The organism is Qingshengfaniella alkalisoli, assembly GCF_007855645.1.
Taxonomy (GTDB): Bacteria; Pseudomonadota; Alphaproteobacteria; order Rhodobacterales; family Rhodobacteraceae; genus Qingshengfaniella; species Qingshengfaniella alkalisoli.
The window spans coordinates 183,039-198,264 of the sequence record NZ_CP042261.1 but is presented as its reverse complement, the minus strand read 5'-3'; the positions used below and the strand labels follow the sequence as shown (position 1 = coordinate 198,264).

Annotated in this window: 16 protein-coding genes and 1 riboswitch; of the genes, 7 read left to right on the top strand and 9 right to left on the bottom strand. The window is 60.1% G+C overall.

Translation table 11 applies throughout. The features are described 5' to 3' along the window. Positions 1-54: 54 nt before the first annotated feature. Complete coding sequence (locus tag FPZ52_RS01070) at positions 55-843, bottom strand: exodeoxyribonuclease III (protein ID WP_146362890.1); 789 nt, start codon at positions 841-843, stop codon at positions 55-57. 103 nt (positions 844-946) lie between these two features. On the opposite strand from FPZ52_RS01070, the gene FPZ52_RS01065 reads away from it, so the two are divergent. Next, on the top strand, positions 947-1,648 hold the full coding sequence (locus tag FPZ52_RS01065) for a lysophospholipid acyltransferase family protein (RefSeq protein WP_168201239.1): 702 nt from the start codon (positions 947-949) through the stop codon (positions 1,646-1,648). Positions 1,649-1,767: 119 nt separating this feature from the next. On the opposite strand, the gene FPZ52_RS01060 is transcribed toward FPZ52_RS01065, so the two are convergent. After that, positions 1,768-2,454 carry a response regulator transcription factor gene (locus FPZ52_RS01060; RefSeq protein WP_146362885.1) on the bottom strand — a complete coding sequence of 229 codons (687 nt, stop codon included), beginning with the start codon at positions 2,452-2,454 and terminating at the stop codon, positions 1,768-1,770. A 161-nt stretch (positions 2,455-2,615) separates the two neighbouring features. On the opposite strand from FPZ52_RS01060, the gene ribA reads away from it, so the two are divergent. Both ribA and FPZ52_RS01050 read left to right on the top strand, forming a co-directional pair. After that, on the top strand, positions 2,616-3,692 hold the full coding sequence (gene ribA, locus FPZ52_RS01055) for a GTP cyclohydrolase II (protein ID WP_146362883.1): 1,077 nt from the start codon (positions 2,616-2,618) through the stop codon (positions 3,690-3,692). 2 nt (positions 3,693-3,694) lie between these two features. Then, positions 3,695-4,186 (top strand): L,D-transpeptidase family protein, encoded by a 492-nt coding sequence (locus FPZ52_RS01050; RefSeq protein ID WP_240804412.1) that lies wholly within the window; start codon positions 3,695-3,697, stop codon positions 4,184-4,186. Here FPZ52_RS01050 and FPZ52_RS01045 read toward each other — a convergent pair. Then, entirely contained in the window at positions 4,183-4,839 is a 657-nt protein-coding gene (locus tag FPZ52_RS01045; RefSeq protein ID WP_146362881.1) for a YggS family pyridoxal phosphate-dependent enzyme, read from the bottom strand. The genes FPZ52_RS01050 and FPZ52_RS01045 overlap by 4 nt on opposite strands. A gap of 125 nt (positions 4,840-4,964) precedes the next feature. Here FPZ52_RS01045 and aroC point away from each other — a divergent pair, with 125 nt between their 5' ends. Next, entirely contained in the window at positions 4,965-6,071 is a 1,107-nt protein-coding gene (gene aroC / locus FPZ52_RS01040) for a chorismate synthase (RefSeq protein WP_146362879.1), read from the top strand. On the opposite strand, the gene FPZ52_RS01035 is transcribed toward aroC, so the two are convergent. Further along, a complete protein-coding gene (locus FPZ52_RS01035) occupies positions 5,989-6,753 on the bottom strand; it encodes a helix-turn-helix transcriptional regulator (RefSeq protein WP_146362877.1) in 765 nt (254 codons plus the stop codon). The genes aroC and FPZ52_RS01035 overlap by 83 nt on opposite strands. 77 nt (positions 6,754-6,830) lie before the next feature. Here FPZ52_RS01035 and FPZ52_RS01030 point away from each other — a divergent pair, with 77 nt between their 5' ends. After that, positions 6,831-7,445, top strand: coding sequence for a glutathione S-transferase family protein (locus FPZ52_RS01030; protein ID WP_146362875.1), 615 nt, complete (start codon positions 6,831-6,833; stop codon positions 7,443-7,445). Positions 7,446-7,463: 18 nt separating this feature from the next. Here the strand turns inward: FPZ52_RS01030 and FPZ52_RS01025 are convergent, their stop codons facing one another. From FPZ52_RS01025 to ade, 5 genes are all read right to left on the bottom strand, one after another. Beyond that, positions 7,464-8,345, bottom strand: a complete 882-nt coding sequence (locus FPZ52_RS01025) for a DMT family transporter (RefSeq protein ID WP_146362873.1) — start codon at positions 8,343-8,345, stop codon at positions 7,464-7,466. After that, complete coding sequence (locus FPZ52_RS01020; protein ID WP_146362871.1) at positions 8,346-8,711, bottom strand: VOC family protein; 366 nt, start codon at positions 8,709-8,711, stop codon at positions 8,346-8,348. Between the two features lie 77 nt (positions 8,712-8,788). Continuing rightward, positions 8,789-9,076 carry an HU family DNA-binding protein gene (locus FPZ52_RS01015; RefSeq protein ID WP_146362870.1) on the bottom strand — a complete coding sequence of 96 codons (288 nt, stop codon included), beginning with the start codon at positions 9,074-9,076 and terminating at the stop codon, positions 8,789-8,791. 131 nt (positions 9,077-9,207) lie between these two features. Continuing rightward, positions 9,208-10,683 carry an AMP nucleosidase gene (locus tag FPZ52_RS01010; RefSeq protein ID WP_168201238.1) on the bottom strand — a complete coding sequence of 492 codons (1,476 nt, stop codon included), beginning with the start codon at positions 10,681-10,683 and terminating at the stop codon, positions 9,208-9,210. 1 nt (position 10,684) lies between these two features. Beyond that, complete coding sequence (gene ade, locus FPZ52_RS01005) at positions 10,685-12,481, bottom strand: adenine deaminase (protein ID WP_146362865.1); 1,797 nt, start codon at positions 12,479-12,481, stop codon at positions 10,685-10,687. 158 nt (positions 12,482-12,639) lie between these two features. Here ade and FPZ52_RS01000 point away from each other — a divergent pair, with 158 nt between their 5' ends. Both FPZ52_RS01000 and FPZ52_RS00995 read left to right on the top strand, forming a co-directional pair. Continuing rightward, a complete protein-coding gene (locus tag FPZ52_RS01000; RefSeq protein ID WP_168201237.1) occupies positions 12,640-14,484 on the top strand; it encodes a glycerophosphodiester phosphodiesterase family protein in 1,845 nt (614 codons plus the stop codon). Continuing rightward, positions 14,471-15,076 carry a hypothetical protein gene (locus FPZ52_RS00995; protein WP_146362861.1) on the top strand — a complete coding sequence of 202 codons (606 nt, stop codon included), beginning with the start codon at positions 14,471-14,473 and terminating at the stop codon, positions 15,074-15,076. Before FPZ52_RS01000 ends, FPZ52_RS00995 begins: the two co-directional genes overlap by 14 nt. A gap of 27 nt (positions 15,077-15,103) precedes the next feature. Next, a riboswitch (TPP riboswitch) is annotated at positions 15,104-15,194 on the top strand. Positions 15,195-15,226 lie beyond the last annotated feature (32 nt).

The following is a 15,226-nucleotide window of genomic DNA, read 5'->3' as shown; positions in this document are numbered from 1 at the left end:
TCCAACTTTCAGGCCTCTATATGCGCCTGATAGGTCCAAAGTCCAAGGGCCAGATCAAAGATCGAAGCTCGCGAAGACCGGCGCATGGTCGCTGGGCTGTTCCCAGCCGCGCACGGGTCGCAGAATGCGCGAATTATGCCCGGCGTTCGCGATATCCCCTGATGCCCAGATGTGATCCAATCGCCGCCCCCGATCGGAGGTGTCCCAGTCACGCGCACGGTAAGACCACCATGAATAAAGCTGCCCGTCGGGAATGTCGGCCCGCGTCACATCCACCCAATCGCCCGCATCCTGCGTCTGCCCTAGGTGTTCCACCTCGATGGGCGTATGGCTGACGACCTTGAGCAGCTGCTTGTGCGACCAGACATCATCCTCGCGCGGTGCGATGTTCAAATCACCCACCATGATCGACTTTCCGGGGCGCTCCGCGTGAAACCAGTCACGCATTTCGGTCAGAAAATCCAGCTTGTGGCCGAACTTCTCATTTACCTCGCGGTCGGGCACATCGCCCCCTGCCGGGACATAGAAGTTGTGGACGGTAACGCCGTTCTCTAACCTGGCAGCGACATGCCGCGCGTCACCCTTGCCAACAAAGTCACGGTGACCTGCGTCCTCCATCGGAATTTTGGAGAAGATCGCGACGCCGTTGTAGCCTTTCTGCCCGCGCGCGACGAAATGCGTATAGCCAAGGGAACGGAACTGCTCCAACGGGATCTTGTCGACCGGGCTCTTGCACTCTTGCAAACAAAGCACATCCGGCTGCTCTTCATTCATGAGTCGTGCCACTAGCCCTTCGCGCAGGCGGACGGAGTTGATATTCCATGTGGCAAGAGTAAAGGGCATCCGTTGGGCTCCGTTGTCTGGACAGGCGTTGCGTTCCCGATTAGCCCACATGGAAAGACGATGCAAAGCCCTCACTCGTGCGGGTTGCGCGCATGGAGTTGATGTGAAGCGCCTGAAAAAACGCTGGCGGCAATTCGAAGTCCGTATTCAAAGAAACAAGCGTGTCCAAGCCGCGCTTAAAGGCTGCTATGCCCGTTATCTCGAATTTGTCTATCGCACGACAAAATGGGAGAAGATCGGCTTCGAATCCTATGAGGCCGATATCGCCCGCGGCACACCACGTGTACTGTGTTGCTGGCATTCCCGCTTGGCTATGACGCCGTACCTGCGCGACTGGGACGACCATAGACTGACCGTCATGGCCAGTGAACATGCCGATGCGCAGATTGCCGTCGCCAGTGTCGAGGCACGTGGCATCGATGTGATCCTGATCGCGACGTCGGGCGACAAGAGCGGGCCATTGAAAGCGGCAATCCGCGCTCTGTCGAAAGGATCGTCGCTGGGGATCACCGTAGACGGGCCGTTCGGGCCGCGCGAAGAAGCCAAATCCGGCGCGCTGGTCATTGCAGGAATGGCTGGTGTTCAGGCTGCACCTTGCAGCTTCGCCGTCAAGCGTTGCATCCGTCTGAAGACTTGGGACCGATTCGTCGTGCCCCTGCCCTTCTCGAAGGGGGTTCTTGCAGTGGGCGACGGCTTCACTCCGCCCAAAACGATGACGCACGACGAAATGCGAGAGGCACGCAAGCGCCTAACCGGCTTGATCGCAGATCTGACCCGGACATGTGACGACCGTGTCGCTGAGTGAATAAAAAAAGCCCGGGCATTTGCCCGGGCAGTCCAACAGGGAGGTCGCGTCATAACCCCGACGCGAAAGGGATTGTTTCCAGATACTATGCATTAGTTTCCGGATAATTACTATTGTCTTTACGTAGCAAGACGATATCCGCCGCTTTCTGTGACAAGAATGCTAGCATTGGACGGGTCGGGCTCTATTTTCTGACGCAAACGATAGATGTGTGTCTCCAGTGTATGCGTGGTCACGCCTGCGTTGTATCCCCATACTTCGTGCAGCAGAACGTCCCGCGCAACCACACCTTCAGACGCGCGGTAAAGGAACTTCAGGATGTTGGTTTCTTTCTCGGTCAGGCGGATCTTCTTGTCGGCGTCGTCGATCAGCATCTTCTGCGCGGGCTTGAAGGTATATGGCCCAAGCTGGAAAACGGCGTCCTCACTCTGTTCATGCTGACGAAGCTGCGCGCGGATACGCGCCAGAAGCACCGGCAGTTTGAACGGTTTGGTCACATAGTCATTGGCCCCGGCATCCAGTCCGAGGATCGTGTCGGAGTCGCTGTCATGCCCGGTCAACATAAGGATTGGACATTTTACGCCCTGCTTGCGCATCAGCCGGCACAATTCGCGCCCATCCGTGTCGGGAAGCCCGACATCCAGAATGATCAGGTCATAGATCGCTTCCTTGGCCTTTGTCATGGCCTCGGCACCTGTTCCGGCCTCGAATACGTCGAACTCCTCGGTCATCACGAGTTGTTCGGACAGGGCTTCGCGCAGGTCTTCTTCGTCATCGACCAACAGTATCTTCTTTACGGCGCTCATTCACGGCTCCTTCAAAAGTCGTCATAAAGAGATGATCCTCGCCGCCACCGGTCGCAAGTCAGGCAACATCAGGATCACGCCCTCGTGTCCATCAACTCTGGTTTGTTTCAAAAGGTTGCATTAGGTCATAAATAAATTCCGCAATTGTTACGAGGTCAGCTTTGGGACTTGGGCCGGATATCGTTGAGTTGATCGCACGGTCCCGTGGCGATCTGCGCATGGGGCTGGGAATCGTTTTGCGGTCCGGGGATCAGCAAGGGCTTGCTTTCGCCGCTGAAACGCTGGACGCGGACCGGCTGGCCAATGCACGTCGACTTGGACCGGCAGTGATCGCGCTGACGGCACGTCGCGCCGAAACGCTCAAGGCGCGTAGCTACGACGGGGATGTGGCGCGGGTCCGCCTACCCCAGACTGCCAACCTGGAATGGATTCGGGCACTGGCGGACCCGGCTGACGATCTGCGCCACCCGATGAAAGGGCCGCTGGAAACCGAACGCGACGGGTCCGCCGACATACACCGCGCCGCGCTGATCCTGTGCAAGGCTGCACGTTTGCTACCTGCCGCCGTCGTGATCGCGCCTGTCATGGATCTAGGTGCAGGCCTGACATCGTTGGACGTCGCCGAGGTCATCGCCCATAGCGGCGAGACCAGCCCGATGAGTGAACTTGTGTCGGCCCGCCTGCCGCTGGAGGTGTCCGAACAGGGTCGCCTGCACATCTTTCGGCCAGACGACGGTGCGGAAGAGCATTACGCAGTGGAAATCGGATCACCTGATCGTGGCAAGCCCGTCCTGTCCAGGCTGCATTCAGCTTGCTTCACCGGTGATCTTCTGGGGTCGTTGAAATGCGACTGCGGGCCCCAGCTTCGTGCAGCCATGCGACAAATGGGGGAAGAAGGTGCCGGCGTGCTGCTTTACCTCAACCAAGAAGGTCGTGGGATCGGTTTGGCGAACAAGATGCGCGCCTATTCGTTGCAGGACCAAGGGTTTGACACGGTCGAAGCCAATCACCGTCTGGGGTTCGAGGATGACGAGCGCGATTTTCGAATCGGCGCGGCTCTCCTGCGGGAACTTGGATTCGGTTCTGTCCGCCTGATGACCAACAATCCCGCCAAGGTCGCCATGATGGAAAAATGTGGCATTTCTGTCGTTGAACGCGTGCCGCTAAAGGTCGGCGGGGGCGATCACAACGCGGCTTATCTGGCCACGAAAGCCGCGAAGTCAGGACACTTGCTGTGAGTCTGGAAGACATCATTGTTACTCGCATGGGTGCACGGTTTCTTGGGCGACACCTGCCCTGTTCCATAGGCCGCGGCGGCATCACGACCAACAAGCGCGAAGGTGACGGCGCGACGCCCATAGGGGCCCATCGCATCTTGGGGATGATGTATCGCCCCGACCGCATGCATGCGCCCGCAAGTTGGGCAGAACCGATTCGTGTGGGTGATTTATGGTCCGACGCGTCAGGTTATGCAGACTACAACCAGCTTGTGCGGGCGCCCTACGTCGAGAGCTGCGAACAGATGCGGCGACCCGATCCGCTTTATGATCTGGTGATGGTTACGGACTGGAACTACCCGGTCGCCACGGCCGGAAAAGGCTCTGCCATTTTCGTGCATGCTTGGCGTAAGCCACGACATCCGACGGCGGGCTGTGTGGCCTTCTCCCGGTCCGACCTGTTGTGGCTCGCGGCAAACATCGTGCCCGGCACCCGGCTGATCGTGAAGCCCTAGGCGGTCTTCTCACGCTCACCGAAAATCGCGGACCCTACGCGGACATGCGTGGCACCGAGTGCAACCGCGCGTTCGAAATCACCGCTCATACCCATCGACAACCCGGTCAGCCCGTTGCGTTCGGCGAGCTTGCGCAGCAACGCAAAATGCAGGGACGGTTCTTCGTCCACGGGCGGGATGCACATCAGCCCCGTAATCGGAAGATCGATGCTGCGGCACAACTCGATGAAGGCGTCGACGGCCTCGGGCAGGACGCCCGCCTTCTGCGGCTCCTCCCCTGTATTGACCTGAACGAACAGCTCGGGACACTGCCCGCGTTCCTGCGCCAGATCAGCCAGCTTGCGGGCCAGCTTCTCGCGATCCAGCGAATGGATGGCGTCGAACATTTCGGCTGCGGGTCGCACCTTATTGCTTTGCAGGGGACCGAGCAAATGCAACTCAATGCCGTCATACCGATCCAACAACGAACCCCAACGGCCCTGCGCTTCCTGCACACGGTTCTCGCCGAACATACGGTGCCCCTGATCCAGCACATGCGTCACCCGATCCAATGGCTGTACCTTGGACACGGCGATCAGCTTCGTTGACCCGACCGCACGGCCGACCCGCTTTTCTTCCGCTTCGATACGCTGCTTTATCTCGGTCAGGGACATGGGCTGTTCTCCGGTTACGTGCTGCGGCACAAAATGCACGCCGCGCGGCAAATGAAAACCCCTGCTTGAGATTGACGCCCCGGCTCGCTATGCCGCTGTGGCATCGCCTGCAAGGAGCCCGCCCCATGAGCCTGAACAGCTTCGGACATCTATTCCGCGTTACCACATGGGGCGAAAGCCACGGGCCGGCGCTTGGCGCGACGGTCGATGGGTGTCCACCGGGGATCGCGATCACCGCCGAAGACATCCAGCAATGGCTGGACAAGCGTAAGCCGGGCACCAGCAAATACACCACGCAGCGGCGCGAAGCCGATGAGGTCGAAATCCTGTCCGGCGTGTTCGAGGGTAAGACGACCGGCACGCCCATACAGCTTATGATCCGCAACACCGACCAGCGATCGAAGGATTACGGCGACATCGCGGAAAAATTTCGCCCTGGCCACGCCGACATTACCTATTGGCAGAAATACGGCATCCGCGACTACCGCGGCGGCGGCCGGTCCTCTGCCCGCGAAACGGCTGCGCGGGTTGCCGCAGGCGGTATCGCGCGGGCGGCGCTGGCGGAGCTGGCACCCGATCTGAAGATCACCGGCTACATGGTGCAGATGGGGCCGCGCGCGATTGACCGCGACCGTTTCGACTGGGGCCAGATCAATGAAAACCCCTTTTGGACGCCAGACTCACAGGCCGCGGATGAATGGGCCGGCTATCTCGACGAACTCCGCAAGTCCGGTAATTCCGTGGGCGCTGTGATCGAGGTCACGGCACGCGGCGTTCCGGTGGGACTCGGTGCGCCGATCTATGGCAAGCTCGACACGGAACTGGCCGCTGCAATGATGTCGATCAATGCGGTGAAGGGCGTCGAGATCGGCGAGGGGATGGCGGCAGCCGCGCTGACCGGTTCAGCAAACGCCGACGAAATCTTCATGGGCAATGACGGGAAGCCTGTCTATTCGTCGAACCACGCGGGCGGTATCCTCGGCGGCATTTCCACCGGCCAGGACGTCGTGGTGCGCTTTGCAGTGAAGCCCACGTCATCGATTCTGACGCCCCGCCAGACGATCACTAAATCTGGCCAGTCCGCCGAGATCGTCACCAGGGGCCGTCACGATCCCTGCGTCGGTATTCGCGCGGTGCCGGTGGGAGAAGCTATGATGGCCTGCGTGCTGCTGGATCACCTGCTTCTGCATCATGGCCAGAACGGAGAGGGCATTCGGGGCCGAATCGGTTGATCGGCTCTCGCAAACGTTCGACATAGTCCCGTAGCAGCGGCACCCGGCGCGGGCGGAACGATTCGCCGGTTCGCGAGATACTGACGATGCGGGGCAGGATGAACTGCCGGAAGTCCTGCCTCAGACAGCACCAGGCAAGAACCCCCTGCGTCGTATCAAGGAAGACGATACTGAGCGGCCAGATGCGCCGCTTCGTAACATTGTCCTCGCGATCTTTATATTGCAAATCGACGGCCATCTCATCCCAGCAGGCGGCGCGCAGGATTTCTATTCCGTCCGGAGGAGGTGCCTGCTTGTCCCAGCGATGAACCATTGTGACGGCATGGATAGCCTCGCGCTGTTGTCGTTCCGGCAAGGTTCCGGTGATCTTCTTCAACGCATCTGCAGCTGCCGCGACAAGGGCCGGGTCGCCCCGCTGCTGGACTTCTGCCAGCCCTTGCACAAGCGCCTCGATTTCCAGCCGTGAAAAGCTCTGCGGCGGCAATGCCGGGTCTTCGGTCAGCGTGAAGCCATATCCTGCCTCACCATCGATCAGCGCGCCGCCCGCGCGCAACGTGTCGATATCGCGATAAATCGTGCGTTCCGACACGCCCATCTCCTCCGACAACCGCGCGGCGGTGACGGGTTGCGGTGTGCTGCGGATCAGATGGAGCAGGCGAAACAAGCGATCGCTGCGAGCCATGTTGCCTCCTGACGGAAACTGACAGGATGGAAGGAGCATACTCATCCCATCGAAACTCGCAACGACGGAGACGGGACATGACCCTGAAACTCTACCACGCGCCGCATTCGCGGTCCTCTCGCATCATCAGCCAACTGTTCGAAATGGATCTGATGGACGCAGTCGACATCATCCATGTCACGATCCCGCGCCAGGATGGCAGCGGCGGGCGCGATCCCAACAATCCTCATCCGGAAGGCAAGGTGCCTCTTCTCGTGCATGACGATATCACGATCTGGGAAAGCGGCGCGATCATGCAGTATCTGACCGACCTGTTCCCTGATCGCGGATTTGGCGCGGCACCCGGCGATGCGAAGCGTGGTCTCTACCTGAGTTGGCTCTACTATTATGGCGACGTTATGGAGCCGGTCATCGTGCATAAATATGCCGAACTCACGCATCCGGCACTGCAGACCACCTTCCGCGGGTTCGAGGAAATGACCGAGCGTCTTGCCAACGGGCTGAAGGATCAGCCCTTCCTGCTGGGAGATAGCTACACCGCCGCTGATCTTCTGGTCCATTCGCCCTTCGCGTGGTTTGCGGATTTCACCCCGGACGTACCCGTGATCAAGGACTGGGTTGCGCGATGCACCTCCCGGGACGCCGCGACAAAAACGATGGAGTTTGACGCCGATCTGATGGCGGCGGCATGAATCTTCTGGCCCGACCCGCTACTGCACGGGTTGGGCCACCTGTTGCTTGGACAGTTGGACCGCCAGAATGCCCGCCATTATGATCAGCACACCCGCGATATCCATCGGCCCGATCCGCTCGCCCAGAAGAACGGCAGCAATGGCCACGCCAAAAAACGGGTTCAGGAAATGGAAGGTCGCCGCCCGCACCGCGCCAATGCGATTGACCAGCACGAACCAGACGAAGGTTGCCAAAAGCCCCGGCACCAGTGTCGTATAGAGGAATGCCCCGATCAGCTGCGGCGTCAGCGTGATTTGCCATGTTTCCGTGAACAGGGATGCACCCCCCAGAATCAGGCTTCCGACCAGCATTTGCAGCCCGACGATCATCAGCACATTGCCACCCGAGGTCGCGCCACGCACTGAAAGCGTTGCAATCGCCAGCGCAAGCACACCGATCACGCAAAGCCCGATCGCGGCCACATCAGCGCCGCCCGACACCCGCGCGCCCATGATCATGACAACACCGACCAGCCCCGCGACCAGACCCAGCCAGCCAGTTGCCGGCAGGCGCTGTCCGAAACTGGCCCACCCCATCAACGCAACGAGCAACGGCATGGAAGATGCGATGATAGCTGCGAGAGAGGCCTCGATCGTCTGCATGGCAACGAAGAACAGCCCCAGATAAAGCGCGTTCTGGCACAGTCCGAAAATCAGGGTCGCGCGCCATTGCGGTTTGCGAAGGTGCCATGTCTGCCCCGACATGCGGGCGATCACGATAGCAATGACACCGGACAACAGAAATCGCAGCGCAAGGGACAGTAGCGGCGGCGCATCCGTCACGATGATCCGCGCCGAGGCAAAAGCGGATGACCACATGAACGCAAAGGCCAGCCCCATCAGGAAGGAACGAATATCCATCTACTCGCCTTTCGCCGGCGCGGCTGGTTCCCACAACTCTACCGGATTCCCCTCGGGATCGCCGCGCTGACCGAAGCGGCCGATCTCGCTGTCCCAATCGAGCCGGGTTTCGACTTCGATGCCCGCTTCGGTCAGCGCGGCGATCAACGTGGTCAAGTCATTGACCCGGAAATTGACCATCCACTGTCGGTCGGACGGGAAGTAATCGGACTCACGCGCAAACGGCGCGAACACGGTCGGCCCCGCTTGCTGCGCCCATGCGCCCGCGGACAGATCGACACCCAGATAGGTCCGATACCAGTCGCCAAGTTTTTCGGGGTTGTCACTGCGAAAGAACAGCCCGCCTATGCCTACCGCCCGCGCCATAGATATCTCCAAACAAGAAAGGGCCGCCACTGGCGACCCTAATGCGGGGCATCGTCAGATGCCAGACCAGCAATGCCTTACGCGTTGACGCTGTCCTTCAGGGGCTTCGCGATAGTCATCTTGACGACCTTGTCGGCATCTTTCTCGATCATCTCGCCCGTGGCCGGGTTGCGCACGGTGCGTGCCGGACGTTCGCGACAGTAAATCTTGCCAACGCCGGGAAGGGTTACAGCGCCGCCGCCCGAAACTTCACGGGTAATCAGACCGGTGATCGCGTCCAGCGCAGAACTCGCTACTTTTTTGTCGGTGCCCATCTCTTCGGCCAGAGCAGCCACGAGCTGCGTCTTGGTCATCGGTTTGGTCATCCTCGGCCTCCAGTTTTTTGGTAGTCGTTTTCTAATGACGGGCATCTAATGTCATTAGATTCACCCGCACAATGGTTTTGACGCCTCAATTCTCTCAGAAGTGCCTTTTTTCTGGGGATTTCTCAGAAATGTCACAGGAAGGCGGTCTCTTCAAAGCTCCGGAGTTTGCGTGAATGGATTCGTTCGAGCGGCATTTCGCGGATCAGTTCCATCGCGCGAATCCCGATTTCCAGATGGCGGGATACCTGTGTGCGGTAAAAATCGGATGCCATGCCGGGCAACTTCAGTTCTCCGTGCAGAGGCTTGTCAGACACACACAGAAGCGTGCCATAGGGGACCCGGAAGCGGAATCCATTGGCGGCAATTGTTGCGGATTCCATATCGAGCGCAATAGCACGCGACTGACTCAGCCGCTGGACCGGACCAGACTGGTCGCGCAGCTCCCAATTGCGATTGTCGATCGTGGCTACCGTACCCGTCCGCATGATACGTTTCAGCTCATACCCTTCGAGACGCGACACGTCCGCCACGGCCTCTTGCAACGCGATCTGGATTTCCGCCAAAGGCGGGATTGGCACCCAGAGCGGCAGATCATCGTCCAGAACGTGATCTTCGCGAAGATACGCATGGGCCAGAACGAAATCTCCCAGCCGTTGCGAGTTCCTCAATCCCGCGCAGTGACCAACCATCAACCAGGCATGTGGCCGGAGAACCGCGATATGATCCGTCGCTGTCTTGGCGTTCGACGGCCCGACGCCGATATTGACCAGCGTGATCCCGGCCGAATTCGGGCGCTTCAGGTGATAGGTCGGCATCTGTGGCAGCTTCGGAAGCTGCGGCATCTCCTGATCGGGGGATGAGATCTCGAAATTCCCCGGTCCAACGAAAGAGGTATAGCCGCTTTCCGGATCGCCCAGCGCCAGGCGGGCAATCGCCTCGAACTCCTCGACGTAGAACTGGTAGTTGGTGAACAGAACGTGGTTCTGGAAGTGCTCGGCTTCCGTAGCGGTATAGTGCGACAGTCGCGCGAGCGAATAATCCACGCGCTGCGCGGTGAACGGCGCAAGCGGAAGGGAGCCGTCCGGTGCAGGCACAACATAACCGTTGACGATATCATCATTGGTTGTTGCCAGATCGGGCGTGTCGAACACATCGCGAAGTGGAAATTCTAGCGCGCCTTCTTGTGGCACGGACTTTCCTGCCATCGCGAAATGCAGCGGCATCGGGGTATCGGACGGCCCGACAGTCACCGGCACGTGGTGATTTTCAAGCACCAGATCAATCTGCTGTCGCAGGTAGTTCGCGAACAGATCGGGGCGCGTGACCGTCGTGGCGTAGGTACCCGGGCGAACCACATGACCGAAACTCAGCCGGCTATCGACGGGCGCATGGCTCGCCATCGAGAACCTGATCTCAGGGTAAAAGGCACGATAACGACCTTTCGGGCGTCCATCCTCGATGGTTTCCGCGAACCCTGCCTCAAGAAACTGAACAGCGTCATCATAAAGGGACCGCAGGTAACCAACTGCCGCGGCGGCATCCGTGAAGTTCTTTGCTTCGCCCACATCAGGTATCAACAAAGGCAAAAAAGCGTTGTCCAATCTCATATCATCCCTCGATCACATCGGTCAGTTCGAATCTTGTCACATCTACAAGCCCAAGATCGGATATCCGCAACTCGGGGATAACAACCAGCGCCAGCAGAGAATGCTGCATGTAGGCATTGTTCAGATTGCAGCCACATGCGGCCATGGCCTCGACCATCCCGCTGGCTTGTTCCGCGACTTCGGTCGCCGGGGAGTCCGACATCAGGCCCGCCACGGGCAGCGGCACAAGCGCGATTTCCGCCCCATCCCTCCAGACCGTGATACCACCGCCAACTTTGCCCAGACGGTTCGCCGCCTTGGCCATGTCTTCGCGCGACGTGCCCACGACAATCATGTGGTGACTGTCATGCGCAACCGTTGAGGCAATCGCCATCTGCCCCTTGTAGCCGAACCCGGACACGAGCCCGTTGGTGACCTCGCCCGTAGCGCGGTGCCGTTCCACTAATGAAATGTAGCACACATCCTGCGCCTCATTAGCCTGTACAGCGCCGTCAAGCACCGGCAGTTCAGCCGTCAGCGCCTTGGTCGGGGCCTGATTTTCGACCACGCCGATCACCTTCGCCCTGACCTGGTTTGCACCTTCTGGTGCCAGCAAAATGAAGTCTTCTGCCGTAAGCGACTTGCCCAGATGAACCGTATTCCTCGCGTCGGCTGGCCAGTCCAGATGTGGGCAAGGCACCTTCACCTCTCCCGCCTCGGCAACAACGATTCCTCGGGCGATCACGGTTTCGATCGGGAGCGACCGCAAGTCGGAAGTCAGGATCACATCCGCGCGCCGCCCCGGCGTGATCGACCCCAGTTCACGCTCCAACCCGAAATGTGTCGCGGTGTTCACCGTGGCCATCTGCAGCGCAATCAACGGATCACAACCGCACTCGATTGCATGACGAACAACGCGGTTCATGTGCCCGTCATTGACCAGCGTGCCGGAATGGCAATCGTCGGTGCACAGTATGAAGTTGCGCGGGTCCAGCCCTTTCTCGGTGATCGCGGTGATCTGCGTTTCCACATCATACCACGCCGACCCCAGCCGGAGCATGGACCGCATACCCTGTCGCACACGCTCAATCGCATCGGATTCCTGCGTGCCTTCGTGGTCATCAGCCGGGCCACCCGCGACATAGGCGGCGAAGGGCTTGCCCAGATCGGGGCTGGCATAGTGTCCACCCACTATCTTGCCCGCGCTCTGCGTCGCGGCAATTTCCGCCAGCATCTTCGCATCGCCCGCCGCAACACCGGGGAAGTTCATCATCTCGCCCAAACCTACAATACCGGGCCAAGCCATTGCCTCGGTCACGTCATCAGGCGTGATTTCCCAGCCAGTCGTTTCCAGCCCCGGCGCAGAAGGTGCGCAGCTTGGCATCTGGGTGAAAATGTTGACGGGCTGCATCAGCGCCTCGTCATGCATCAGCTTCACGCCGCGCAGACCCAGCACATTGGCGATTTCATGCGGATCGGTAAACATGGTCGTCGTACCGTGCGGGATAACGGCGCGAGCGAACTCCGCAGGGATCAGCATCCCCGATTCAATGTGCATGTGGCCGTCGCAGAAGCCGGGGATCATGTAGCGACCTTCTGCCTCGATCACATGAGTGTCGCCGCCGATACAGTAGGATAGATCCGGCGCAATGGCCGCGAAACGGCCCTCGGCAATCGCAACATCGTAGCCATCCAGAACTTCACGGCTTTGAACGTTCACCCAAATCCCGCCACGGATCACCATATCGGCGGGTGTTCGGCCGGCAGCCACATCAATCAGGCGGGGGGCAGCTTCGGCCCAGCTTGGAAACTTCTTCATGGCATAGGCTGACACGGGATTCAGGGGAAGCTCAAGTGGTTTTCTGGTGACGGTGCCGGGGCTTGACACACTGTCGCACCATGTGGTCCCGCCAAGAAGAATTGCAATCATTCCGGCGGGGTGCGAGTTTCCAGTCAATCCAACACATGGCGGCATGCATGATCATCAAGGACTACCTCACCCATATCTGGAAAGCGCGCTGGCCCTTGCTGGCCACACACGCGCTTTTGACAGGGGTGACGGTGGCGCTGATCTCGCCACTTTTGGGCCTGACCATCCGCATCGCGGTTGAACGTTCCGGCCAACCCGTGCTGGCGGATCAGGACATCGCGATGTTCCTGCTGACACCCGTGGGTTTCATTGGCGCGGTGGTCGTTGGAAGCATCATGCTGGCGCTTGCGGTGCTGGAAGTGTCAGTAATGATGAGCGTCCTGCATGCGCGCGCGCGGGGTGCAACCGACTGGGGGCATGACGCGCTGGCTGCGGTCGGTATGTGCCTTCCAAGAATAGCACTTTTCGCCGGGCATCTGATCCTTCGCTTGCTGATCATCGCCCTGCCCTTCGTGGCGCTCGTGGGCCTGATCGCGTGGCTGCGGCTGACCGAATACGACATCAATTACTACTTGGCCACGCGCCCGCCGGAATTCATTCAGACGCTGCGGATCGGCATTCCGATCCTGCTTCTCGGCGGGCTGGTTATCCTCGCGCGGTTGGTCACCTGGTCGATGGCGCTGCCCATCTTGCTCTTCACACAATGCCGCCCAAAAGACGCCTTTGGTGAAAGCCGCAAGCTGACCAAAGGCCGCCGCCCCCAACTGCTGGCTGCGATGCTGATGTGGGCACTTTTCGCCGCTGCGCTCGTCATGTTGGTCGCGGGGCTGACAGCAGGACTGACCGACATCGCGGAGCTCATCGCCGGAACCAGTCTCGTCCGGCTGGTCGGAGGCCTGTCCGTTGTACTGCTGATCTGGGCCTTGCTGACCCTGGCCACCAGCACCCTGACCCAGAGCGGTTTTGCACTACTGCTACTGGACTGGATGGAACAGCTTGGTGGCGATGTGCACCCCTATGATTTCGAGCACCCCGCACCGCTGAAACCATCCCGCATGGCGCAAATCGTGGTGATACTGGGGTTCATGGTGGTTGCCGCGATCTTCGCGGGCGTGCGGTTGGGCCAGACCCTTCGAACCTCGGACACAGTCGAAATCATCGCCCATCGCGGAGCAGCCGCCGTCGCACCGGAAAACACGCTTTCCGCGATCGAAGCGGCACTGGACGCCGGTGCCGACTGGGTCGAAATCGACGTCCAGGAAACCGCGGAAGGCGAAGTCATCGTCATCCATGACAGCGACTTCATGCGGATCGGCGGCAGCGCGCTGAAGGTCTGGGACAGCACACGCACAGATCTCGACGAGATAGAGATCGGGAGCTGGTTCGGCCCCGACTTCGAAGGTGAACCGGTGCCTCTTCTGTCCGAGGTGCTGGATATGTCCAAGGGCCGCGCCAAGGTACTGATCGAACTGAAATTCTATGACCATGACGACCGACTTGCCCAACGCGTCTCGGACATCGTGGCAGAAACCGGCATGGATGATCAGGTGGCCGCAATGTCGCTCGATATGGGTCAAGTGGAGCACATGAAAGCAATTCGCCCCGAATGGGATGTGGGGCTTCTTGCCGCGACCGCCGTGGGCGACCTGACGCGGCTCGAAGTCGACTTTCTGGCGGTGAACAGCGGCATTGCGACACCCGCGCTTCTGCGCCACGCCCGCAGCAGAGAGATGCCCGTCATGGTCTGGACAGTAGACGATCCGGTCGACATGTCCCGGATGATTTCGCGCGGCGTGAACGGCCTGATCACCAATGACCCAGCGACGGCACGACAGGTTCTCGGTGCCCGCGCTGGCATGACGACCGTTGAACGGTTGCTACTGGAAGCCGCCGAATTGCTGGGGGCCGATCTGGACCTGACGGACGGACCGCTTGCCGATGAAAGGGCGTAGGCTGCTGCTCGGGGCGCTGGTTGCTGTATCGGCTTGGGTGATCGGCAACACGCGCACGACATTCGACACCAGCCCCGAGACCGGCGTGACAATTCCCGGGAATGTCACCGGTGCAGAAATATGGCTGCATGAACGCCTGATGCGGGTCGTGTCCCGCTATCCTGACGGCCCCAACGCATTTACCACGGACGGATGCAGCGGAGGCATGACAGAGGCGTGGAAATCCATGTCCGCCATCGCGCCCGGCTTCGTCGAAAGCTATGGTGACCGCCCGCCTTGGGAAGATTGCTGCATCGCCCATGATCACGCCTATCACGCGGCAGGAGGCGCGACCGACGCGCTGCGTAGCACCAGCGCAAGGCTGGTCGCGGATGAAGCTTTACGCGCCTGCGTGCTTGATGTGGGCAAAGCGGAACAACAGAACTGGCCCGAAAACGCCATTGTCCCTCTGGAACAGGCTGATCTCGCCTATGCCGCGCTGTCGGACGCGATGTTCCACGCGGTTCGGCTGGGCGGGTTTCCCTGTTCGGGCCTGCCATGGCGCTGGGGCTACGGCTTTCCAAATTGTGACGGTGTGACAACAGCCCCGTGACAAGGGCTGCGCTTTATGTTTTACAGCCCGCCAAGACAGGGGCGCCCGCTTGGGCTGAGACGTACCCTTTGAACCTGAACCGGTTAGGACCGGCGGAGGGAGTCTTGGTCGACACGGGCAATCCACCGTGACGGATCAGGCTCCTCCGCA

Excerpts from the sequence above, each read along its gene's own strand:
- FPZ52_RS01070 (WP_146362890.1), bottom strand. The coding sequence starts at position 843 with ATGCCCTTTACTCTTGCCACATGGAATATCAACTCCGTCCGCCTGCGC.
- FPZ52_RS01060 (WP_146362885.1), bottom strand. The coding sequence starts at position 2,454 with ATGAGCGCCGTAAAGAAGATACTGTTGGTCGATGACGAAGAAGACCTG.
- FPZ52_RS01045 (WP_146362881.1), bottom strand. The coding sequence starts at position 4,839 with ATGTCCCTGACCGAGATAAAGCAGCGTATCGAAGCGGAAGAAAAGCGG.
- aroC (WP_146362879.1), top strand. The coding sequence starts at position 4,965 with ATGAGCCTGAACAGCTTCGGACATCTATTCCGCGTTACCACATGGGGC.
- FPZ52_RS01035 (WP_146362877.1), bottom strand. The coding sequence starts at position 6,753 with ATGGCTCGCAGCGATCGCTTGTTTCGCCTGCTCCATCTGATCCGCAGC.
- FPZ52_RS01030 (WP_146362875.1), top strand. The coding sequence starts at position 6,831 with ATGACCCTGAAACTCTACCACGCGCCGCATTCGCGGTCCTCTCGCATC.
- FPZ52_RS01025 (WP_146362873.1), bottom strand. The coding sequence starts at position 8,345 with ATGGATATTCGTTCCTTCCTGATGGGGCTGGCCTTTGCGTTCATGTGG.
- FPZ52_RS01020 (WP_146362871.1), bottom strand. The coding sequence starts at position 8,711 with ATGGCGCGGGCGGTAGGCATAGGCGGGCTGTTCTTTCGCAGTGACAAC.
- FPZ52_RS01015 (WP_146362870.1), bottom strand. The coding sequence starts at position 9,076 with ATGACCAAACCGATGACCAAGACGCAGCTCGTGGCTGCTCTGGCCGAA.
- FPZ52_RS01010 (WP_168201238.1), bottom strand. The coding sequence starts at position 10,683 with ATGAGATTGGACAACGCTTTTTTGCCTTTGTTGATACCTGATGTGGGC.
- ade (WP_146362865.1), bottom strand. The coding sequence starts at position 12,481 with ATGAAGAAGTTTCCAAGCTGGGCCGAAGCTGCCCCCCGCCTGATTGAT.
- FPZ52_RS01000 (WP_168201237.1), top strand. The coding sequence starts at position 12,640 with ATGATCATCAAGGACTACCTCACCCATATCTGGAAAGCGCGCTGGCCC.
- FPZ52_RS00995 (WP_146362861.1), top strand. The coding sequence starts at position 14,471 with ATGAAAGGGCGTAGGCTGCTGCTCGGGGCGCTGGTTGCTGTATCGGCT.